This window comes from Antribacter sp. NEAU-D49, from assembly GCF_057158775.1.
Genome location: NZ_JBXTSN010000031.1, coordinates 25040 through 47033, shown reverse-complemented (window position 1 = coordinate 47033; position 21994 = coordinate 25040). Strand labels below are relative to the sequence as shown.

Below are 21994 nucleotides of genomic sequence, written 5' to 3'. Positions count from 1 at the left end.
CGCCACCGACATGGTCCTCACCTGGCGTGCCGCCGCCCTCATGGCGGTCGGCCTCGTGCCGGTGCTCGTCGTGCCGTCGCAGGGCACGGTGCTCCTCTGGCTCCTCGTGGTGCTCGTGCTGTGCGGGATCGACGTGGCCCTGGCGGCGTCGCCCCGGCGCGTCGCGGTCCAGCGGCGTGTACCGGCGTCCGTCCGGCTGCGCAGCCCCGCCCGGTCCGAGCTGGTGGTGACCAACGTGTCGGGCCGCCGGCTGCGGGCGCTGGTCCGGGACGCCTGGCCGCCGTCGGCGGGTGCGCGGACCCGCCCTGAGGCCGGCGACGGCACCGCGGGGCGGCACGAGGTGAACCTGCCGGACCGTGAGTCGGCCCGCCTGGCCACCACGCTGGTGCCGACGCGCCGGGGCGACCGCCAGGCGGGTGGCGTGACGGTCCGGTCGTTCGGGCCGCTGCGCCTCGCCGGGCGCCAGGTCACGCTGCCGGTGCCGGGCCGCCTGCGCGTGCTTCCCGAGTTCGCGAGCCGCAAGCACCTGCCGTCGCGCCTCGCGCTGCTGCGGGAGATGGACGGGCGCGCCGCGGTGCAGATCCGCGGTGAGGGCACGGAGTTCGACTCCCTGCGCGAGTACGTCGTGGGCGACGACGTGCGGTCGATCGACTGGCGCGCCACCGCCCGGCGACGCGACGTCGTCGTGCGCACGTGGCGGCCGGAGCGCGACCGGCGCGTGCTGATCGTGCTGGACACGGGCCGCACGTCGGCGGCGCGCGTGGGTGCGTCCGACGGCACGGGCGCACCGCGCCTGGATGCCAGCATCGAGGCGGCGCTGCTGCTCTCGGCGCTGGCGGGGCACGCGGGCGACCGCGTGGAGCTGGTGGCCTTCGACCGGGTCGTCCGGGCCCGGGTGGCGGGGGCCGCAGGGCCCCGGCTGATGCCCGCGGTGGCCGAGGGGCTGGCGACGATCGACCCGGTGCTGCTCGAGACCGACTGGTCGGGCGTCGTGGCGCAGGTCCGCGCCCGGATGTCCCAGCGGGCGCTCGTGGTGCTGCTGACGGCCCTCGACCCGGCGGTGGTGGAGTCGGGCCTGCTGCCCGTCGTCGACCAGCTCGCGCGCGACCACCAGGTCGTGGTCGCCTCTGTCGCCGACGAGGAGGTGGCCGCGCTGCGCGCGGGCCGCGAGACGGTGGCCGACGTCTACGACGCGGCCGCGGCCGCCCGAGGGGACCTCGAGCGCACGGCCGTGACGACCATGCTCCGCCGGTACGGCGCCGAGGTGGTCGAGGCCCTGCCTGACGACCTCGCCCCGCGCCTCGCCGACACGTACCTCGCGCTCAAGGCGGCAGGACGCCTGTGACAGCTCTCCGACCTGGCACACTGGGGGCATGAAGGTCCGCGTCCTGGTCGTCGACGACGACACCGCCCTGGCAGAGATGATCGGGATCGTGCTGCGCGGTGAGGGCATCGAACCGGTGTTCTGCGCCGACGGCGACTCCGCGCTCGGCATGTTCCGCACCCACCAGCCCGACCTCGTGCTGCTCGACCTCATGCTGCCCGGCAAGGACGGCGTGCAGGTCTGCCGGGAGATCCGGGCCGAGTCGGGCACCCCGATCATCATGCTCACCGCCAAGTCCGACACGGTAGACGTGGTGCTGGGCCTCGAGTCCGGTGCGGACGACTACGTGTCCAAGCCGTTCAAGCCCAAGGAGCTCGTCGCCCGCATCAAGGCGCGGCTGCGACGCACCGAGGACCCCGGCCCCGAGCGGCTCAAGGTGGGTGACGTCGAGATCGACGTCACCGGGCACACCGTGACGCGCGAGGGCCGGCGGATCTCGCTCACGCCCCTCGAGTTCGACCTCCTCGTGGCCCTCGCCCGCAAGCCGTGGCAGGTGTTCACCCGCGAGGTCCTGCTGGAGCGCGTGTGGGGCTACCGGCACAGCGCCGACACGCGCCTCGTGAACGTCCACGTCCAGCGGCTGCGCTCCAAGATCGAGCGCGACCCGGAGAACCCGGAGATCGTCCTGACGGTGCGCGGCGTGGGCTACAAGGCGGGCGCACCGCAGTGACGGGACCCTGACGGTGTCGTTCGGGGTACTGCCCGTCGCTCGCGCTCGCGCCCGGTCCCTCCTGGACCGGCTGCGGCGGACGGGCACGCACGTGCGCGCCCTGGTGGTGCGTGCGTTCCGGCGCGCCGTGGACCGGTGGCGGTCGTCCATGCAGCTACGGGTCACCGCCTCCGCCCTGGCGGTGGGCGTGGTGGCGGTCGCCGTGCTGGGGACGTACCTGTCGTCGTCGATCAGCAGGGGTCTCTTCGAACAGCGCATCGCCGACGTCGAGCGCGAGAGCGTCGCGTTCACCAACCAGGTGCGCACCACCGTCGCGGAGTCGTCCGCCACGCAGCAGTCCGAGCTGACCCGGCTGCTCAGCGACGTGCCCGGACGCCTCCAGGCGCAGGGCTCGAGCGCCGTCGACGTCCTCCTCATGCACGAGCTGGGGACGGACCTGCGGCTCGTGGACATCGCCTCGCCCGACGTGCTGCCGCTCCTCACCGAGGACCTGCGGGAGCGCAACCTCGCGCTCCGCGAGGAGGACCCGCGGTCCGACGTGCCGGTGCTGCAGTCGGTGGCGATCCCCGTGGACGGCGATGTGGTGCCCGGGGTCATGGTCGGGTCCACGGTGCAGGGCACCGCCCTCGGCACGTACGAGGTCTACTTCCTCTACTCGTTCGAGGACGAGCAGGAGACCCTGACGCTGATCCAGCGGGTCCTCCTCGTCGGTGCGGTGGGCATCCTTGTGCTGATCGGCGTGATCACCCGGCTCGTCACCCGGCAGACCGTCCTGCCCGTGACCCGTGCGGCGACGGTGGCCGAGCGGCTGGCCGACGGCCACCTGTCCGAGCGGATGCCCGTCGGCAAGGGCAAGGACGAGATGGCGTCGCTCGCCCGGTCGTTCAACGAGATGGCGACGAGCCTCCAGGACCAGATCCGCCGCATGGAGGAGCTCTCGACGCTCCAGCGCCGGTTCGTGTCCGACGTGTCGCACGAGCTGCGGACGCCGCTCACGACGATCCGGATGGCCAGCGAGGTCATCCACGCCGAGCGTGACGACCTGCAGCCCGGGGCCCGCCGGTCCGCGGAGCTGCTGCAGGACCAGATCGACCGGTTCGAGACTCTCCTCGCCGACCTCCTCGAGATCAGCCGGTTCGACGCCGGCGCGGCCGTGCTCGACGCCGAGCGGCACGACCTGCGCGACCTCGTGGCGCAGGTCGTGGAGCAGGCGATGCCGCTCGCGGAGCGCAAGGAGGTCGCCGTCTCGCTGCACTTCCCGGAGAACGACGCCGTCGCGGACATCGACTCCCGGCGCGTCGAGCGGATCCTGCGCAACCTCGTGGTCAACGCGATCGAGCACGCCGAGGAGCGGCCCGTGGAGATCACCGTCGCGGAGGACCGATGGTCGGTGGCCGTCGTGGTGCGCGACTACGGCGTGGGCATGACGCAGCCGGAGGTGGAGCACGTCTTCGACCGGTTCTGGCGCGCCGACCCCGCTCGCGCCCGCACGACCGGCGGCACCGGTCTCGGTCTCGCGATCGCGATGGAGGACGCGCGTCTGCACGCCGGCCGCCTGGAGGCCTGGGGCCGGCCCGGCCGGGGTGCGAGCTTCCGGCTGGTCCTGCCCCGCCGGGCCGGCCTGACGGTCACGGAGCCGCCGGTCCCGCTGGTGCCGCCGTCCCACGAGCCGCACGTCTCCACGGGTCAGGTGCCCGTCGTCAACCCGTCCGGCGGTCCGAGCCCCACGACGATCCCGGACCTGCCGACGATCGCCGACGAGGAGCTGGAGGTGCACCGATGACCCGCACGCGGACGACGCGCCGCCTCGTTGCCCGGCTGGTCGCACTCCTCGCTGTGCCCGCGGCGCTGCTGGGTGGCTGCGCCACGATCCCGACGTCGGGTGAGCCCTGGGTGGGCGACGTCGACGCGGCGGCGGAGGCCGACCCCCGGCCCATCGTGTACCTGCCCGCGTCGGGCCCGCGGGAGGGGGCGGGACCCGAGGCGATCGTGCGGGGCTTCCTGATGGCAGCCTCGACCGGGCCCAACAACCCGGCGCGCTTCACCGTGGCGAACCAGTTCCTCCAGCCGCTCGCGGTCTCGGCGTGGAACCCGGACGAACGGGTCTACGTGATGCAGGCCGACCCCGTGCTGACGGCCGACCCGGTGGCGGAGGACGCGCTCACGACCACCGTCCGGTTCAGCGCCGAGGTGACGGCGACGGTGGACGAGCGCGGCGTGCTGACCGAGCAGCAGGTGCCCACCCCGGCGCAGGCCGAGTTCACGCTCGTGAAGGGCGCCGACGGCCAGTGGCGCATCAGCGAGCTGGACAACGGCCTGTACCTCCACGAGGTCATCTTCACGAACTCCTACCGGCCGGTGCGGCTCTACTTCCCGACGCCCGACCGGTCCTACTGGGTGCCCGACCAGCGCTGGTTCCCGGAGAACGGCTGGCGCGCCAAGGCGGTCGAGGAGGTCCTCGCGGGGCCGCCCGCGTACCTCCAGGGAGCGGCGATCAGCGTCGTGCCGGAGGGCACCGGGCTCTCCATCGGGGCCGTCGCGGACAATCCCGAGACCGGTCAGCTGGAGGTCCCGCTGACGTCGCAGATCCTCGACGCCTCCGCCGCCGACCGGGCGCTCATCGCGGCGCAGATCGGCGCCACCCTGTCCCCGGACGGACGACCCACGCAGCCTGTGACGCTGTCCGACGGTTCGGCGCTGCTCGACGTGAACGGCGGGGCTGGGCCGTCGCTCCCGCGGACCGAGGGCCGACCCGTCGTGCTGGCGGACGGCACCCTCCACAGGGCCGGCGACGACGGTCGCCTCGTCGAGTTCGCGGAGGAGACGGACTGGTCGGGCGTGACCGACCCGACGGCGCTGGCCGTGGGGCCGGCGTCGACGCCGGTCGTGGTGCGGGACGGGACCACCACGCTCCGCCGGGTGACCGGTGACCCGGCGGTCCTGCTCACGGGCGCGGACCTCGCAGCGCCGTCGATCGACCGGTACAGCATGGTGTGGACCAGCGGGCCGCCCGGCTCGGTCCTGGCCGTCGCGCCGGACGGGGCGCAGGTGCCGCTCACCGGCGACTGGCTGACGGGCCGGCAGGTCACCGGTGTCCGGGTGTCGCCGGAGGGCGCCCGGGTCGCCGTCGTGAGCCGCGGGGTGTCGGGCGAGAGCCAGGTCCAGGTGGCGGGGGTGGTCCGCGACAAGAACGGCCTGCCGACGGCGCTCGCCGGGGCGGTGCGCGTCGCCGTCACCGTGCCGCACGTCCGCGAGGTGCAGTGGGCGGGCCAGACCTACCTCGGGCTCCTCACCGACGACGGCGGCGAGACGTCCGTGTGGGTGACGGGGGTCGGGGGATACGCGCCGAACGCCGTCGGGCGCTCGCGCGAGCTGGCCGGTGTGGTGGGTCCGCAGCGGATCGCCGCGGGCTCCAACGACCAGGGGATCCACGCGGTCGACGACGACGGGACCCTCATGTTCCGCCGGCCCAGCGAGGGGACGTGGACGGACCTGCTGCCGGGGACGGCGGTCAGCCTGGTGGCCTTCCCCGGCTGAAGCGGTGCTGCGGCGCCGCCCCCTGCCGAGACAGGGCGTTCGTCCGAGCCTGTGGACGGGCGCGGGTGGTGGCCGGGCGCGTCGGGGAGGCTGGTGGTCGTGAACCCTCTTTCCGAGCTGGCGCGGCTCGTGCTCCCGGTGGCCTGCCCGTGCGGCATGCCCGACGTGCTGTGGTGCTCGTCGTGCGCCGCGGTGCTGGCCGGGCCGCCCGTGCGCGTCGAGGACGCCGCGCCCCGGCTCGACCGGCTCGACGGGACGCCCCCGCTGCCCGTCTGGGCGCTGGCGCCGTACGTGGGCGCGGTGCGGGACGTCGTCGTGCACTGGAAGGACCGCGGGCGGGCCGACCTGGACCGCCTGCTCGGCCCGGCGCTCGAGCGGGGAGCCGCCGCCCTGGCGCCCGCCCTCGCGGGCGCCGCCGGCGGCCCCCTGCTGGTCGTGCCCGTGCCGTCGAGCGGGGCGGCGCTCCGGGCGCGCGGGCGCGTGCCTGTCACGGTCCTGGCCGCTGCGGTGGCCCAGGGCCTGCGCCGTGCGGGGGCCGACGCCGGGCTGGTCCAGCTCCTGCACCGTCCCGGGTCCGCGCGGGACCAGGTGGGCCTCGGATCGCGTGCGCGGGGCCGGAACCTGGCGTCCGCGGTCCGGGTGACGCGCGGCGGGCGGCGCGAGCTGCCCGCGCCGTGCCTGCTGGTGGACGACATCCTGACGACGGGGGCCACGCTGGCCGCGGCTGAGAGAACGCTGGAAGCGGCTGGGGGAGCGGTTCTGGGCGCGTTCGTGCTGGCAGCGACGCCGCCGCCGGGAGCGAGCTTCAAGATGTCCGATATACCCCCCAAAAAGGTGACGGAGTGACGGATAGATGTCACGTCGTTGGGGGGTCTTCTGGGGTGTCGGGCTCCCAGGTTCCGGGGTTAGCCTGAACACCCAGCCGGGAGAGGCGTCCGAGCTTCTCCGGCGACCGAAGGGGTTCGGTCGCAGGGGTCGAGCCCCCGCGAGGGAGGTGGTCCGAGACCCGGGCGCCGCAAGGCGCCATCGAGAACCACACACGGGCGCGCGCCGCAGCGGAAGAAGCCCGGGCGGCGCCCACGATCCGAGCGGAGCACTCACATGGAGATCGTCGTCGTCGGCAGGCACACGGAGGTCGCGGACAGGTTCCGCCGACACGTGGAGGACAAGCTCGCGAAGGTGGAGCTGCTGTCGCCCAGCGCGATGCGCGTGGACGTCGAGGTGACGCACGAGAACAACCCGCGGCTCGCCGACCGCAGCGAGCGGGTCGAGCTCACGGTGCGTGCGAAGGGCCCGGTGATCCGCGCCGAGGCCAGCGCGGACGACCGGTTCGGGGCTCTCGACCTCGCGATCGACAAGCTCAACGAGCGACTCCGTCGCGCACGCGACCGGCGCAAGGACCACCGGAGCCACACCGTGACGCCGCCCGTCGACGTGCGGCCCTACGAGGAGGTCGCCGAGGCGGACGCCCCCGCCGCGTCCGAGGTGAGCGCGCCTGCGGCCCTCGCGCGGCCGGGTGACTCGGTGGAGACCCACCTGGGCGACTCGCCCGTGGTGATCCGCCAGAAGCTGCACCACGCCGAGCCCATGACCATCGACGACGCCGTGTACGAGATGGAGATGGTGGGCCACGACTTCTACCTCTTCATCGACAAGGAGACGTCGCGGCCGTCGGTGCTGTACCGCCGCAGCAAGGGGTGGAGCTTCGGCGTCATCGCGCTCGACAACCCGTGCACCGGTCAGCCGGTCAGCGATCTGACGTAGTCCTGTCCCGCCGAGCCCCGGCCCGCCGCCGACCCGTGGCGCGCCGGGGCTCGTCCGTGCGTGGCGCGGGGGAGTGTCGGTGGCTCGCGGCACCATGGGACGGTGAAACCCGTCGCGCTGTCGCTGCCCCAGGCCCGCCGTGCCGCTCTCGCCGCCCAGGGCCTGCACCGGGCCCGCCGTCCGGGCCCTGCCGTCACGATGCGGCACGTGCAGGGGGTGATCGACCGGATCGGCCTCCTGCAGATCGACTCGGTGAACGTCCTGGCACGCGCCCACCTCCTGCCGGTGTTCTCCCGGCTGGGCCCGTACGACACCGCGCTGCTGGACCGTGCGTCCGGGCGCGCGCCCCGGCGGCTCGTGGAGACGTGGGCGCACGTCGCCTCGTTCGTGCCGCCCGAGACCTACCAGCTGCTGGAGTGGCGGCGGCGCAAGTACCTCACCGAGGCGTGGGGGTCCATCGCGAACGTCCCCCTGGCACACTCCGCGGAGGTGGCCGAGGTGCGGCAGATCGTCGCGGAGAAGGGGCCGGTCACCGCCTCCGCCATCCACGCGCTGCTCGAGGCGGAGGGCCGCACGGCCCCCCGCAACAAGGTCCAGTGGGGCTGGAACTGGACGGTCTCCAAGCGGGTCCTCGAGTTCCTGTTCTTCACGGGCGAGGTCACGTCGGCCGGCCGGAACGCGGCGTTCGAGCGCCTCTACGACCTCCCCGAGCGCGTGCTCCCGCCGCACGTCCTCGCCGCGCCGCCCGTCCCCGACGACCAGGCGCTGCGGCTCCTCGCCGAGATCGGTGCCCGCGCCCACGGCATCGGCACGCCGCGCTGCATCAAGGACTACTTCCGGCTCCGTGGCCCCGCCGCCGACCGCGCGCTGGCCGAGCTGGTCGAGGACGGCGTGCTGGTGCCCGCGACCGTCACGGGCTGGGACGAGCGCACCCTCCTCCACAAGGACGCCCAGCTCCCGCGCCGGGCCGACGGGCAGGCGCTGCTCGCGCCCTTCGACCCGCTGGTCTTCGAGCGCACCCGGCTCGAACGGCTCTTCGGCACGGTGTACCGCATCGAGATCTACGTGCCGGCGCCCAAGCGGGTCCACGGCTACTACGTGCTGCCGTTCCTCGAGGACGAGCGGATCACCGCCCGCGTGGACCTCAAGGCCGACCGGCAGGCGGGGGTGCTCCGCGTGCAGTCCGCCCATGCCGAGCCGCACGTCACCCCCGCGACGCCGGAGCGCCTCGCTGCCGAGCTCCGGCTCATGGCCGGATGGCTCGGCCTCGGCGCCGTCGAGATCACGGGACCGGGGGACCTGGCGCCGGCGCTGAGCGGTGCGCTGGCGGCGGGCGTCTGACCGGTGCTGGACAGGCAGGACCGGAGCACCCCGGCGGGCCGATAATATTCGGACATGGCGACCGCGGCGATGTACCTGGCAGTCACGTTCGCCGCGGGTCTGATCGCCGTCCTGCTCCGGCTCCCCCCGCTGGTGGGATTCCTCGCGGCGGGCTTCGTCCTGGGCGCGGCCGGCGTCGCCGAGCTGCCGTACCTGCACACGCTCGCCGACCTCGGCGTCACGCTCCTGCTCTTCGGCATCGGGCTCAAGCTCGACGTGCGGTCGCTCCTGCGCCGCGACGTCTGGCTCACCACCGCGGCGCACATGCTGGTGAGCATCGGCCTCGGCATCGGCTTCCTGGGGCTGCTGGCCGCGGTGGGCTTCACCATGCTGGCGGGCGAGTCGCTGGGCGTGCTCGCGCTGGTCGGGCTCGCCCTCTCCTTCTCGTCCACGGTGTTCGTGATCAAGGTGCTCGACGCCCGGAGCGACCACACGGCGCTCTACGGCCGCATCGCCATCGGCGTGCTCGTCATGCAGGACATCATCGCCGTCGTGTTCCTCTCGGTGACCGAGGGGCACGCACCCAGCCCCTGGGCGCTCGCCCTCGTGCTGCTGGTGCCCGGGTCGTGGGTGCTCCGCCGCATCTGGGACAAGATCGGGCACGGCGAGCTGCAGGCCCTGTTCGGCATCGTCGTGGCGCTCGTCCCCGGCTACTGGCTCTTCGACGCCGTCAACCTCAAGGGCGACCTCGGTGCGATCGTCATGGGCCTCCTCCTGGCCTCGCACCCCGCCGCGACGGAGCTCTCGCGCTCGCTGTTCACCGTCAAGGAGCTGCTCCTCGTCGGGTTCTTCGTCTCGATCGGCCTCACCGGGGCGCTGACCTGGGAGACCGTCACGCTGGGGCTGCTCCTGCTGCTCCTCCTCCCGTTCCAGGCGGTCGTCTACGCCGGGCTCCTGTGGATGATGCGCCTGAAGAAGCGGACGGCGTTCCTCGCCGCCATGGTGCTGTCCAACTACTCGGAGTTCGGGCTCATCGTCGTGGCGGTCGGCGCCTCCTCCGGCATGCTGTCCGAGGACTGGCTCGTGGCCATGGCCGTGGCCGTGGCCGCCAGCTTCGTGGTCTCCGCCGTGGTCAACCGCCGCGGCAACGAGATCGCCCGGATGGTCGCCGCCCGGCTGCCCTCCCGCCCGCCCGAGCGGCTCCACCCCGAGGAGCGGCCCATCGACGTGGGCGAGGTCGAGGCTGTCGTGCTCGGCATGGGCCGGGTGGGTCGCGGGGCCTTCCGCCGGCTCCGGGACAACTACGGGCTCTCCGTCCTCGGCGTGGAGCACGACCCGGCCCGGGTCGCCGCCCTGCGCGCCGACGGGTTCGACGTGGTCCAGGCGGACGCCACCGACATCGAGTTCTGGGCCCGGGTCCGCAGCGCCGGCCACGTGCGGCTCGCGGTGCTCGCCATGCCCTTCCACGCAGCCAACCTCATCGCCCTGGCCCAGCTCCGCGCAGGCGGCTTCGAGGGCCCGGTCGCGGCGATCGCCCGGTACGACGACGACGCGGCCGAGCTCGAGCGGCACGGCGCCGACGCCGTCTTCCACTTGTACGGCACCGCGGGCACGGCGCTCGCGGACAACGCGGCGGAGGCCGTGTTCGGGTACGACGACGCCGAGGAGATGCGCGACCAGCAGGCGGCGCGGTCCCGGCCGGCGGCGCCCGGAGCCGTCCCGGCGGTGGCCGCTGCCGCGCCGGGGGAACCAGGCGACACGCCGGGACGTTACCCTCTGGGCGAACCTAGCCGTCCGACGTCGGGCGACGGGGCCGGTAGCGTTGCCGGACGGCCTACGATGGACGACGGTGTGACCTGACCTGTCCGACCGGCTCCCGGCCGGGCCGGCCGGTGAACGCCGACCGAACGTCTCCCAGGCGGGGGACGCTACCGATCACGGGAGAAGTGCGTGCCTTCCATCCTCGAGAAGGTCCTCCGCATTGGCGAGGGCCGGATCCTCAAGAAGCTGTCGTCCATCGCGGACCAGGTCAACCGCCTGGAGCCGAGCTTCACCGAGCTCAGCGACGAAGAGCTGCGCGAGGAGACGGAGCGCTTCCGCGAGCGGCTCGCCTCCGGCCAGAAGCTCGACGACGTGCTGCCCGAGGCGTTCGCCGCGGTCCGTGAGGCCGCGCGCCGCACGCTCGGCCAGCGCCACTTCGACGTGCAGCTCATGGGCGGTGCCGCCCTGCACCTCGGCAACATCGCCGAGATGCGCACCGGTGAGGGCAAGACCCTCGTCGCCACGACCGCGGCGTACCTCAACGCGCTCGAGGGCAAGGGCGTCCACATCGTCACGACGAACGACTACCTGGCCAAGTACCAGGGCGAGCTCATGGGCCGCGTGTTCCGGTTCCTCGGCATGTCCACGGGCATCATCCTGTCGGGCCAGACGCCGGCGCAGCGCCGCGAGCAGTACGCGGCCGACATCACGTACGGCACCAACAACGAGTTCGGCTTCGACTATCTGCGCGACAACATGGCCTGGTCGACCGACGACCTGGTGCAGCGCGGCCACAACTTCGCCATCGTCGACGAGGTGGACTCGATCCTCATCGACGAGGCTCGTACGCCGCTGATCATCTCGGGCCCGGCGTCGGGCGACGCCAACCGCTGGTACACCGAGTTCGCCAAGGTCGTGAACCGCCTGCGCGCCGGCACCGACTACGAGGTCGACGAGAAGAAGCGCACGGTGGGCGTGCTGGAGCCGGGCATCGCCCGGATCGAGGACTACCTCGGCATCGACAACCTGTACGAGTCGCTGAACACGCCGCTGATCGGGTTCCTGAACAACGCCATCAAGGCCAAGGAGCTCTTCAAGCGCGACAAGGACTACGTGGTCCTCAACGGCGAGGTCATGATCGTCGACGAGCACACCGGCCGTATCCTCGCCGGCCGCCGCTACAACGAGGGCATGCACCAGGCCATCGAGGCCAAGGAGGGCGTGGCGATCAAGGCGGAGAACCAGACGCTCGCCACCATCACGCTGCAGAACTACTTCCGCCTCTACTCGAAGCTCGCGGGCATGACGGGTACCGCCGAGACCGAGGCCGCGGAGTTCCAGGGCACGTACAACATCGGCGTCGTGCCGATCCCGACCAACCGGCCGCCGCAGCGCATCGACCAGCCCGACCTCGTCTACAAGAACGAGGACGGCAAGTTCGACGCGGTGGTGGCCGACATCGTGGAGCGTCACGCCGTGGGCCAGCCGGTGCTGGTGGGCACCACGAGCGTGGAGAAGTCGGAGCTCCTCAGCGCCAAGCTGAAGAAGGCCGGCGTGCCGCACAACGTGCTCAACGCGAAGGAGCACGAGCGCGAGGCCGCGATCGTCGCCATGGCGGGCCGCAAGGGCGCCGTCACCGTCGCGACGAACATGGCCGGCCGCGGTACCGACATCATGCTGGGCGGCAACGCGGAGCACATCGCCGTGTCGGAGCTCGCGTCGCGCGGCCTGGACCCGCTCGAGACGCCCGAGGAGTACGAGGCCGCCTGGCCGGAGGCGCTGGAGAAGGCCAAGACGGCCGTCGCGGCCGAGCACGACGAGGTCGTGAGCCTGGGCGGCCTGTACGTGCTGGGCACCGAGCGTCACGAGTCGCGCCGGATCGACAACCAGCTCCGCGGCCGTTCCGGCCGTCAGGGCGACCCGGGCGAGTCCCGGTTCTACCTGTCGATGCAGGACGACCTGATGCGCCTGTTCAACTCGGGCCTCGCCGAGGCGATGATGAACCGGGCGGGCTTCCCGGACGACATGCCGCTCGAGTCGAAGATGGTCACGCGCGGCATCGCCAGCGCGCAGGGCCAGGTCGAGGCGCGCAACTTCGAGATCCGCAAGAACGTCCTCAAGTACGACGACGTCCTGTCGCGCCAGCGCTCCGTCATCTACGCCGAGCGCCGCCGCGTGCTCGAGGGCGAGGACCTGCACGAGCAGGTGCAGCACTTCCTCACGGACGTGGTCACCGACTACGTGCGGAACGCCACCGCGGACGGCGTGCCCGAGACCTGGGACCTGGACGCCCTCTGGACGGCGCTGCGCGCCGTGTACCCGGTGTCGATCACCGTGGAGGACGTGACGGCGGAGGCGGGCGGCATCAGCAGCCTCACCAGCGAGATGCTGCTGGAGGAGATCCTGTCCGACGCCCGGGTGGCGTACGAGGCCCGCGAGGAGCAGCTCGGCCACTCGGCGATGCGTCAGCTGGAGCGACGTGTGGTGCTGTCGGTCCTGGACCGCAAGTGGCGCGAGCACCTGTACGAGATGGACTACCTCAAGGAGGGCATCGGCCTGCGCGCCATGGCGCAGCGCGACCCCCTGGTGGAGTACCAGCGCGAGGGCTTCCTGCTGTTCCAGGCCATGACGGACGCCATCAAGGAGGAGTCCGTCGGCTTCCTCTTCAACCTCGAGGTCAGCGTGCAGCAGCCCGCGGGCTCGACGGCGGACGGCCCGGTCGACATGACCGGTGGCTCGACGGCGGGCCCCGTCGACGACGCCCCCGTCGCCCCGGAGCCGGCGCCGACCACGCAGAGCCCCCTCGTCCCCGCCGCCCTCCCGGGTGAGCGCCGGACGCCGTCGGCCCCGCCCACGGAGCCGATCCTCCTGGCCAAGGGCCTGGACGGCCCGGCCCGGCAGGCGCCGCTCACCTACTCCGCCCCGAGCGACGACGGCAGCGGCTCGGCCTTCGTGTCCCGTGGCACGTCCGGTTCCGCCGGCGGGGCGGCAGGCTCGGACGCCTCGCGCCGCGCGCGCCGGGCGCTGCACGGCGAGGCCGCTGCCGCGGAGAGCGACGGCCGCACCTTCCCGGGCACGCCGCGCAACGCGCAGTGCCCCTGCGGGTCGGGCAAGAAGTACAAGGTGTGCCACGGCGTCAACGACGTCTGAGACAGGCACGGACTGATGAACGGCAGAGGCGGCTCCCCCCGGGTGGCCGCCTCTGTCGTGCCCGTCCCGGGCCGAGGAGTGGAACCACCCGACCGGGTGTCGTACGTCACGGCTATCCTGAGCCCGACCGCCCCCTCGGGGCGCCTCGTCCCCGGACCCCCGTCGTGACAGAGAGTAGGACCACCGTGCCCGCAGCCAGACCCGCTCCGCTCCGCATCGCCCTGCTCGGCTGCGGGGTGGTCGGCACGCAGGTGGCTCGCGCGCTGCTGGAGCACGGGCCCGACCTGGCGGCCCGCGCCGGCGCGCCGCTCGAGCTCGTCGGCATCGCCGTGCGGAACACCGCGGTGCGACGTGACAGCGCGATCCCGCGGGAGCTCCTCACCGAGGACGCGGAGTCGCTCGTGGACGGCGCAGACATCGTCGTGGAGGTGATGGGCGGCCTCGAGCCGGCCCGCACGCTCCTGCTCCGCGCGGTCGCAGGCGGCGCGGCGGTGGTGACCGCCAACAAGGCCCTCCTGGCCGACGACGGCCCCACGCTCTACAAGGCGGCGGACGCGGCAGGGGTGGACATCTACTTCGAGGCGGCCGTGGCGGGCGCCATCCCGATCGTGCGCCCTGTGCGGGAGTCCCTCGCGGGCGACCACGTGACGCGCCTGCTCGGCATCGTCAACGGCACCACCAACTACGTGCTGGACCAGATGGCGAGCGGTGGCCTGGGCTTCGAGGAGGCGGTCAAGCAGGCCCAGGACCTGGGCTATGCGGAGGCCGACCCCACGGCGGACGTCGAGGGCTTCGACGCGGCGGCCAAGGCCGCCATCCTCGCGAGCCTCGCGTTCCACACCCGGGTGGGCCTCGACGACGTGGCCCGCGAGGGCATCACGGGCGTGACCGCCGACGACGTGGCGTGGGCCGCGCGCACCGGTCACGTCGTGAAGCTGCTCGCCATCGCCGAGCGCACGGAGGAGGGGGTCTCCGTCCGCGTCCACCCGTCGCTCGTGCCCGCCGAGCACCCGCTGGCCAACGTGCGCGGCGCGTTCAACGCCGTCTTCGTCGAGGCGGACGCCGCAGGCCCGCTGATGTTCTACGGGCAGGGGGCCGGCGGGCGGCCCACCGCGTCGGCGGTGCTGGGTGACGTGGTGTCCGCGGCCCGCCACCGCGTGCTGGGCGGCAAGGGCCCCCAGGAGTCCACGTACGCCGCGCTCCGCATCCTGCCGCCCGAGGCCGCCGTCACGCGGTACCAGGTCCGCATGGTCGTGGCCGACCGGCCGGGCGTCCTCGCCCAGGTGGCCGGCGCCCTGGCCGACCACGGGGTCTCGATCGACACGGTGCGCCAGGCGGCGCCCGTCGAGGGCTCCGCCCAGCTGCTGCTCACCACCCATGCGGCGCGCGAGGCCTCTCTGGCCGCGACCGTCGCCGCCCTGCGCGGGCTCGAGCCCGTCCAGGAGATCACGTCCGTCCTGAGAGTCGAGGGATGACCCGCATGCCCGCCACCGTGCCCCACGCCGCACCTTCCACCTCGACGTCGACTGCGCCGGCGCCTGCCTTCCCCGGGCCTGGCGCGCACCAGTGGCGGGGCGTGATCACCGAGTACGCCGACCGCCTGCCGGAGCACGTGCGCCGTACCGTCGTGACGCTGGGGGAGGGCGGCACGCCGCTCGTCCCCGCGCCGGCCCTGGGCGAGCGGGTGGGCGCCGAGGTGTTCGTCAAGGTCGAGGGGATGAACCCGACCGGCTCGTTCAAGGACCGCGGCATGACGACGGCGATCTCCGCCGCCGCCGCGCGTGGCGCCCGGGTCGTGGTCTGCGCCTCGACCGGCAACACGTCGGCGTCGGCGGCGGCGTACGCCACGCGCGCGGGCATGGTGTGTGCGGTGCTGGTGCCCGACGGCAAGATCGCGATGGGCAAGCTCAGCCAGGCCATCGCCCACGGCGCCCGCCTCCTCCAGGTCGACGGCAACTTCGACGACTGCCTGGTCGCGGCCCGCAAGCTGGCCGAGGCCTACCCGGTCGAGCTGGTCAACTCGGTGAACCCCGACCGGATCGAGGGCCAGAAGACGGCGGCTTTCGAGATCGTCGACGCGCTGGGCGACGCGCCGGACATCCACGTCCTGCCGGTCGGCAACGCGGGCAACATCACCGCGTACTGGAAGGGCTTCCGGGAGTACGCCGACCCTGCGGCGGGCCCGGTGCGGGCCTCCCGCACGCCGGTGATGTGGGGCTTCCAGGCCGCGGGCTCGGCGCCCATCGTCGCGGGCCACCCGATCGACGAGCCGGAGACCATCGCCACGGCGATCCGCATCGGCAACCCGGCCTCCTGGGAGCAGGCCGTGGAAGCGCGCGACACGTCCGGCGGCGTCATCGAGGCGGTCACCGACGAGGAGATCCTCGCCGCCCACCGCATCCTGTCGTCCGAGGTCGGGGTCTTCGTCGAGCCGGCGTCGGCCGCCGGCGTCGCGGGCCTGCTGTCCCGGTCGGCCCGCGGGCTGGTTCCGGCCGGGTCGCGCATCACCATCACCGTGACGGGCCACGGGCTCAAGGACCCGGCCTGGGCGTTGCGCACGCCCGACGGCGGCGAGGTCGCCCCCACGCGCGTGAGCACCGACGTGGTCTCGGTCGCGGATGCTCTCGGGCTGGCCTGACGTGCAGCTGGGCGCGGACCACGTGCGCGTGCGGGTGCCCGCGACGAGCGCGAACCTCGGTCCCGGCTTCGACGCCCTCGGGCTCGCGCTGTCCCTGTACGACGAGGTCGACGTGCGGCTCGTCGCTCGTGACGAGGTCATGGTCGACGTGCAGGGCGAGGGGGCCGGCGAGGTGCCCGACGGGGAGGAGCACCTCGTGGTCCGCGCGATCCGGCGCACCATGGAGTACGCGGGCGCCCCGCCCACCGGGCTGCACCTCACCTGTGTCAACGCGATCCCCCACGGTCGCGGCCTCGGGTCGTCCGCGGCCGCCGCGGTGGCCGGCGTCGTGGCGGCGCGGGCGCTGCTCGCCGACCCGCGGTCGCTCGACGGCGCCGCGGTGCTGCGCCTCGCGACGGAGTTCGAGGGACACCCCGACAACGCCGCCCCGGCCGTGCAGGGCGGCGCCACGGTTGCCTGGACCGGCGACGACGGCGCCCGTGCGGTGGGCTTGGACGTGGACCCGTCGATCGAGGCCACGGTGCTGGTCCCGGACCACCGCCTGGCCACGGCCCGGGCCCGTGCGGCGCTCCCGGCGCGCGTCGCTCACGCGGACGCGGCGTTCACCGCGGGCCGGGCGGCCCTCCTGGTCGAGGCGCTCGCCCGCCGGCCCGAGCTGCTCTTCGAGGCAACGGAGGACCGGCTGCACCAGTCGTACCGCGCGGCGGCCCTCGGAGCCTCGAGCGAGCTGCTGCGTGCCCTCCGCGCGGAGGGTCTCGCCGCGACGATCTCGGGTGCGGGTCCCACCGTCCTGCTGCTCACGACCCCCGGTCAGCGTGCCCGGCGTGACGCCGTCCTGACGGAGCTCGTCGACGAGTCGGCCGGGTGGCGTACGCTCCGCCCCGGGATCGACCTGACGGGCGCGCGCGCCAGCCGTGTGCCCTCGGGCACAGCCTCCGGCCCGTCCGTAGTGCGGGGTGGTACGATGCAGTGAGCCTTCTGGGATGCACGGTTCGACTTACCGTCCGCTCTCCCGGCACGATCGTCCGGCCTGGTCGTCAAGCACAGCCAGGCTGTGGCAGAGTCAGCGACGCTGCCACACGACCTCCAGGTTCTCCTCCAGGAAGCGGCGGCGTACCCGGCATCCGGGTCGTCCCAGGGACGGCCGGCATCGCGTGAAGGCGGACAGCAACCCTCGTCAGCCGACGTCGTCGTACCACTGATGCGAGGTTTCCAGCGCCACGGCCGCACTGCGCCGGGCGCACACCACTGCGCGGCCCACCACCAACGACGCGGCCGCAGATCGAGGGGGAAGGGTCCTTCGTGACAGACACCACCGACACTCAGAGCACCGCACGCCGCAACGGCGGCACCGCGGGCGCGCTGAGCAGCATGCGCCTTGCAGAGCTTCAGGCCCTCGCGACCGAGCTCGGCGTGAAGGGCACCTCGAAGATGCGCAAGAGCGATCTCGTCGACACCATCCAGGAGCGCACCGGCCGGTCCGGGGGCGAGGGCGGCGCAACGGCGCGCCGCACGGCGCCGCCGGCCGAGCAGGTCTCCGAGCAGTCCAGCCGTACGGCCGAGCAGCCGCGTACCCGGGCGCGCCGCCCGGTGGAGGCGACCGAGACGGCGTCGGCCACCGCGAGCGTGCCCGTCGCCGCCGCGACGACCACCCCCGGCGTGCGCGCCGAGGCGAGCACCGACGCGGACCGTGAGGCCCGCCTCGCGGAGCTCGCCGAGGCGGTCGCCGCGCCCCGTGAGCGCGGCTCGCGCCGCGCCGGCCGCGGCCAGGGGGCCCCCGAGGCCGCCTCGGCCCCGGACCAGAACGGCGAGGGCGGCCAGCGCCGTCAGCGCGACGGGCAGGGCCAGGGCGGCGCCCCGGCCGAGCGGAACGGCGCCCAGCAGGGCGGCCAGAGCAACCAGAACGCGGGCCGCGGCCAGCAGAACCAGCGGCAGCAGCCCCAGCAGGGCGGCGACGCGTTCGGGGACGACGACGAGCGCGGCTCGCGCCGTCGCCGGGGCCGGGAGCGCGGTCGCGACCGCAAGCGCGGCCGCACCGGCACCCGTCAGGGACCGGACGTGCAGGGCCTCGACGACGTCGAGGTGCGCGAGGACGACGTGCTGCTGCCCGTCGCCGGCATCCTGGACATCCTCGACAACTACGCGTTCGTGCGGACCACGGGCTACCTGCCCGGGGCCAGCGACGTGTACGTCAGCCTCAACCAGGTCAAGAAGGCCGGCCTGCGCCGCGGTGACGCGGTCACCGGCGCGGTGCGCCAGCCGCGCGAGGGCGAGCAGCCTCAGGGCAGCGGCCCGCGCGCCAAGTTCAACGCGCTGGTCCGTCTCGACACCGTCAACGGCATGGCCCCGGACGAGGCGCGCGAGCGTCCCGAGTTCGCCAAGCTCACGCCGCTGTACCCGCAGGAGCGCCTGCGCCTGGAGAACCCGTCGGCCACGCGCCTCACCCCGCGCGTGATCGACATCGTCGCCCCGATCGGCAAGGGCCAGCGTGGCCTGATCGTCTCGCCGCCCAAGGCCGGCAAGACGATCATCATGCAGCAGATCGCCAACGCGATCACCACGAACAACCCCGAGGTCCACCTCATGGTGGTGCTCGTGGACGAGCGGCCCGAAGAGGTCACCGACATGGAGCGGACGGTCAAGGGCGAGGTCATCGCCTCGACGTTCGACCGCCCCGCGTCCGACCACACGATCGTCGCCGAGCTGGCCATCGAGCGCGCCAAGCGTCTCGTCGAGCTCGGCCAGGACGTGGTCGTGCTGCTCGACTCGCTGACCCGTCTGTCGCGCGCCTACAACCTGGCCGCTCCGGCGTCGGGCCGCATCCTGTCCGGTGGTGTGGACGCCGCGGCGCTCTACCCGCCCAAGAAGTTCTTCGGTGCCGCCCGCAACATCGAGAACGGCGGCTCGCTCACCATCCTGGCGTCGGCGCTCGTCGAGACCGGCTCCAAGATGGACGAGGTGATCTTCGAGGAGTTCAAGGGCACCGGCAACATGGAGCTGCGCCTGTCGCGCTCCCTCGCCGACAAGCGGATCTTCCCGGCCGTCGACGTCAACGGCTCGGGCACGCGCCGCGAGGAGATCCTCATGGCGGGCGACGAGCTCAAGATCGTCTACAAGCTGCGTCGCGTGCTCGGTGCGCTCGACCAGCAGCAGGCGATCGAGCTGCTGCTCGGCAAGCTCAAGGAGACCAGCTCGAACGTCGAGTTCCTGCTGCAGGTCCAGAAGACGACGCCGGGCGGCCTCACCGACGACCACGTCGGTCACACGGTCTGACCCTCTCGCGAGGGCGTGACGCCGGCCCGCGTCACGCCCTCGCGGCGGCGCCGTCACCCGCGTCACACCTCCCGAGGTACCCGCGCGCGGCGTCGTTCTGGCAGAATGGTTCGCTGGCTGGCCGGTTCACGCCCACTGTCCTGTGGTCGACCCGGCGGCAACACCCTCAAGGAGCACTCCATGAAGTCCGGTATCCACCCCGAGTACGTCGTGACCGAGGTGTCCTGCACCTGCGGCAACACGTTCGTCACCCGCAGCACCGAGAAGTCGGGCAAGATCAGCGCCGACGTCTGCAGCGCCTGCCACCCGTTCTACACGGGCAAGCAGAAGATCCTGGACACCGGTGGCCGCGTGGCCCGGTTCCAGGCGCGCTACGGCAAGAAGGCTGCCAACTAGCGTTCCCTCAGCGCCGGTGGTTCCGCCCGACAACCTCTCCAGGGGCAGTCGGAGCCGGGACCGCCGGCGCTGTTGCTTTGTCCCGCCCGCGTGTTCGTGCACGGATCTTCAGGAGCCTTCATGACCGACTCGTTCTCCGGCGTCGAACCCCTGCTCGAGGAGCACGCCCAGATCGAGCGCGCGCTCGCCGACCCCGCCGTGCACGCCGACGCGGGCCGCGCCCGCACGCTCGGCCGCCGCTACGCGGAGCTCAACCAGGTCGTGGGCGCCTACCGCGCGTGGGAGCAGGCGCGCGACGACGCGGCCGCGGCCGCGGAGCTGGCCGAGCTCGACGAGGGCTTCGCGGCCGAGCTGCCGGGTCTGCGCGCCGCCGAGGCGGAGGCCTCGGAGCGGCTGCGCCGGGTGCTGGTGCCGCGCGACCCCGACGACGGCCGTGACGTGATCCTCGAGATCAAGGCGGGCGAGGGCGGCGAGGAGTCGGCGCTGTTCGCCGGCGACCTGCTCCGCATGTACCTGCGCTACGCCGAGCGGCGCGGCTGGACCACCCAGGTGCTCGAGGCCACGGAGTCCGACCTGGGCGGCTACAAGGACGTGCAGGTCGCGGTGAAGGCGCGCTCGATCGCCGGGCCCGAGGACGGTGTCTGGGCGAGCCTCAAGTACGAGGGCGGCGTGCACCGGGTGCAGCGCGTCCCCGTCACCGAGAGCCAGGGCCGCATCCACACGTCGGCCGCCGGGGTGCTCGTCTTCCCCGAGGTGGACGACCCGGGCGAGGTCGCCATCGACCCCAACGACCTGCGGATCGACGTCTTCCGGTCCTCGGGGCCGGGCGGCCAGTCGGTCAACACGACCGACTCCGCCGTGCGGATCACCCACCTGCCCACCGGCATCGTGGTCTCGATGCAGAACGAGAAGTCGCAGCTCCAGAACCGCGAGCAGGCCATGCGCGTGCTGCGGGCGCGGCTCCTCGCCGCGCAGGCGGAGGCGGCCGCGGCCGAGGCCGCCGACCTGCGCCGCTCGCAGGTCCGCACGGTCGACCGGTCGGAGCGCATCCGCACGTACAACTTCCCGGAGAACCGCATCGCGGACCACCGCACCGGGTACAAGGCCTACAACCTCGACCACGTGCTCGACGGCGATCTGGACCCCGTGGTCCGGTCCGCGATCGAGGCCGACGAGGCGGCCCGCCTCGCGGCGGCCACGCATGGGTGAGCCCACCCTGGGTGCCCTCGTGCGGTCGGCGAGCGCGGAGCTCGCCGGCGCGGGCGTGGCCACGCCGCGGGTCGACGCGGAGCTCCTGCTGGCGCACGCCCTGGGCGTCCCGCGCGGGGAGGTCCGGCGGCTGGCCGTCCTGGACGCCCCGGTGCCCGACGACGCCGCGGCCACCTTCCGCGGTCTGGTCGCCCGCCGCGTCGCCCGCGAGCCGCTGCAGCACCTGACGGGGGTGGCGCCGTTCCGGCACCTGGAGCTCGCGGTGGGACCCGGCGTGTTCGTGCCGCGGCCCGAGACCGAGCAGGTGGCGCAGGTGGCGATCGACGAGGCGGCGCGCGTCGTGGCCGAGCGGGGGAGCGCCGTCGTCGTCGACCTCTGCACGGGGTCGGGCGCGATCGCGCTCGCCGTGGCGACCGAGGTGCCCGGCGCCGTGGTGCACGCGGTCGAGCTGGACGCGGCGGCGCACGCCTGGGCGGAGCGCAACGTCGGACCGGTGGTGCGGCTCCTGCGGGGCGACGCACGGACCGCGCTGCGGGAGCTGGACGGGACCGTGGACGTCGTCGTCTCGAACCCGCCGTACGTGCCCCCGGGCGCGGTGCCGGTGGACCCCGAGGTCGCCGAGCACGATCCGGCCGTGGCGCTGTACGGGCTGGGGGCCGACGGCCTCGAGGTGCCCCGGGGCGTCTCGGCCGCCGCCGCTCGCCTCCTGCGGCCCGGCGGGCTGTACGTGATGGAGCACGCCGAGGTCCAGGCGGAGGCTGCGCGGGCCATGGTGGACGCGGTGGGGGCCTTCGGGCCCGCCGAGACCCGCGCGGACCTGACCGCCAGGCCCCGCATGGTGACGGCCCGTCGCCGTCCGGCTCCGCACGACCCGGCGGACGTGAAAGACTGA

Annotated in this window: 16 protein-coding genes and 1 pseudogene; all 17 read left to right on the top strand. The window is 73.6% G+C overall.

The window, feature by feature from the left end:
• The first annotated feature begins 10 nt into the window (after positions 1-10).
• The 17 genes and pseudogenes from AC060K_RS19550 to prmC all read left to right on the top strand — a co-directional run bounded on the left by AC060K_RS19550 (position 11) and on the right by prmC (position 21994).
• A complete protein-coding gene (locus tag AC060K_RS19550; RefSeq protein WP_483767020.1) occupies positions 11-1345 on the top strand; it encodes a DUF58 domain-containing protein in 1335 nt (444 codons plus the stop codon).
• A gap of 28 nt (positions 1346-1373) precedes the next feature.
• Positions 1374-2054: an MtrAB system response regulator MtrA gene (mtrA, locus tag AC060K_RS19545; RefSeq protein ID WP_483767019.1), complete on the top strand. Its 681-nt coding sequence runs from the start codon at positions 1374-1376 to the stop codon at positions 2052-2054.
• A gap of 13 nt (positions 2055-2067) precedes the next feature.
• Positions 2068-3837 carry an MtrAB system histidine kinase MtrB gene (gene mtrB / locus AC060K_RS19540; RefSeq protein WP_483767018.1) on the top strand — a complete coding sequence of 590 codons (1770 nt, stop codon included), beginning with the start codon at positions 2068-2070 and terminating at the stop codon, positions 3835-3837.
• Complete coding sequence (locus tag AC060K_RS19535) at positions 3834-5591, top strand: LpqB family beta-propeller domain-containing protein (protein WP_483767017.1); 1758 nt, start codon at positions 3834-3836, stop codon at positions 5589-5591. Before mtrB ends, AC060K_RS19535 begins: the two co-directional genes overlap by 4 nt.
• A 99-nt stretch (positions 5592-5690) precedes the next feature.
• On the top strand, positions 5691-6437 hold the full coding sequence (locus tag AC060K_RS19530) for a ComF family protein (RefSeq protein ID WP_483767016.1): 747 nt from the start codon (positions 5691-5693) through the stop codon (positions 6435-6437).
• 255 nt (positions 6438-6692) lie between these two features.
• Positions 6693-7355 (top strand): ribosome hibernation-promoting factor, HPF/YfiA family, encoded by a 663-nt coding sequence (gene hpf, locus AC060K_RS19525; protein ID WP_483767015.1) that lies wholly within the window; start codon positions 6693-6695, stop codon positions 7353-7355.
• Positions 7356-7457: 102 nt separating this feature from the next.
• Positions 7458-8696 (top strand): winged helix-turn-helix domain-containing protein, encoded by a 1239-nt coding sequence (locus AC060K_RS19520; RefSeq protein ID WP_483767014.1) that lies wholly within the window; start codon positions 7458-7460, stop codon positions 8694-8696.
• A 54-nt stretch (positions 8697-8750) separates the two neighbouring features.
• Positions 8751-10535 carry a cation:proton antiporter domain-containing protein gene (locus AC060K_RS19515; RefSeq protein WP_483767013.1) on the top strand — a complete coding sequence of 595 codons (1785 nt, stop codon included), beginning with the start codon at positions 8751-8753 and terminating at the stop codon, positions 10533-10535.
• A gap of 90 nt (positions 10536-10625) precedes the next feature.
• Positions 10626-13116, top strand: a pseudogene (gene secA / locus AC060K_RS19510) (preprotein translocase subunit SecA); the annotation flags it as partial.
• 44 nt (positions 13117-13160) lie between these two features.
• Positions 13161-13586 carry an SEC-C metal-binding domain-containing protein gene (locus AC060K_RS19505; RefSeq protein WP_483767040.1) on the top strand — a complete coding sequence of 142 codons (426 nt, stop codon included), beginning with the start codon at positions 13161-13163 and terminating at the stop codon, positions 13584-13586.
• A 185-nt stretch (positions 13587-13771) separates the two neighbouring features.
• Positions 13772-15061, top strand: a complete 1290-nt coding sequence (locus tag AC060K_RS19500; RefSeq protein WP_483767012.1) for a homoserine dehydrogenase — start codon at positions 13772-13774, stop codon at positions 15059-15061.
• Entirely contained in the window at positions 15058-16224 is a 1167-nt protein-coding gene (thrC, locus tag AC060K_RS19495; protein WP_483767011.1) for a threonine synthase, read from the top strand. Before AC060K_RS19500 ends, thrC begins: the two co-directional genes overlap by 4 nt.
• A gap of 1 nt (position 16225) precedes the next feature.
• Positions 16226-17197 (top strand): homoserine kinase, encoded by a 972-nt coding sequence (thrB, locus tag AC060K_RS19490; protein WP_483767039.1) that lies wholly within the window; start codon positions 16226-16228, stop codon positions 17195-17197.
• Positions 17198-17526: 329 nt separating this feature from the next.
• Positions 17527-19497, top strand: coding sequence for a transcription termination factor Rho (gene rho, locus AC060K_RS19485; RefSeq protein ID WP_483767010.1), 1971 nt, complete (start codon positions 17527-17529; stop codon positions 19495-19497).
• Positions 19498-19677: 180 nt separating this feature from the next.
• Positions 19678-19893, top strand: coding sequence for a 50S ribosomal protein L31 (gene rpmE, locus AC060K_RS19480; protein WP_125774393.1), 216 nt, complete (start codon positions 19678-19680; stop codon positions 19891-19893).
• 120 nt (positions 19894-20013) lie between these two features.
• Positions 20014-21102 carry a peptide chain release factor 1 gene (prfA, locus tag AC060K_RS19475; protein ID WP_483767009.1) on the top strand — a complete coding sequence of 363 codons (1089 nt, stop codon included), beginning with the start codon at positions 20014-20016 and terminating at the stop codon, positions 21100-21102.
• On the top strand, positions 21095-21994 hold the full coding sequence (gene prmC / locus AC060K_RS19470; RefSeq protein WP_483767008.1) for a peptide chain release factor N(5)-glutamine methyltransferase: 900 nt from the start codon (positions 21095-21097) through the stop codon (positions 21992-21994). Before prfA ends, prmC begins: the two co-directional genes overlap by 8 nt.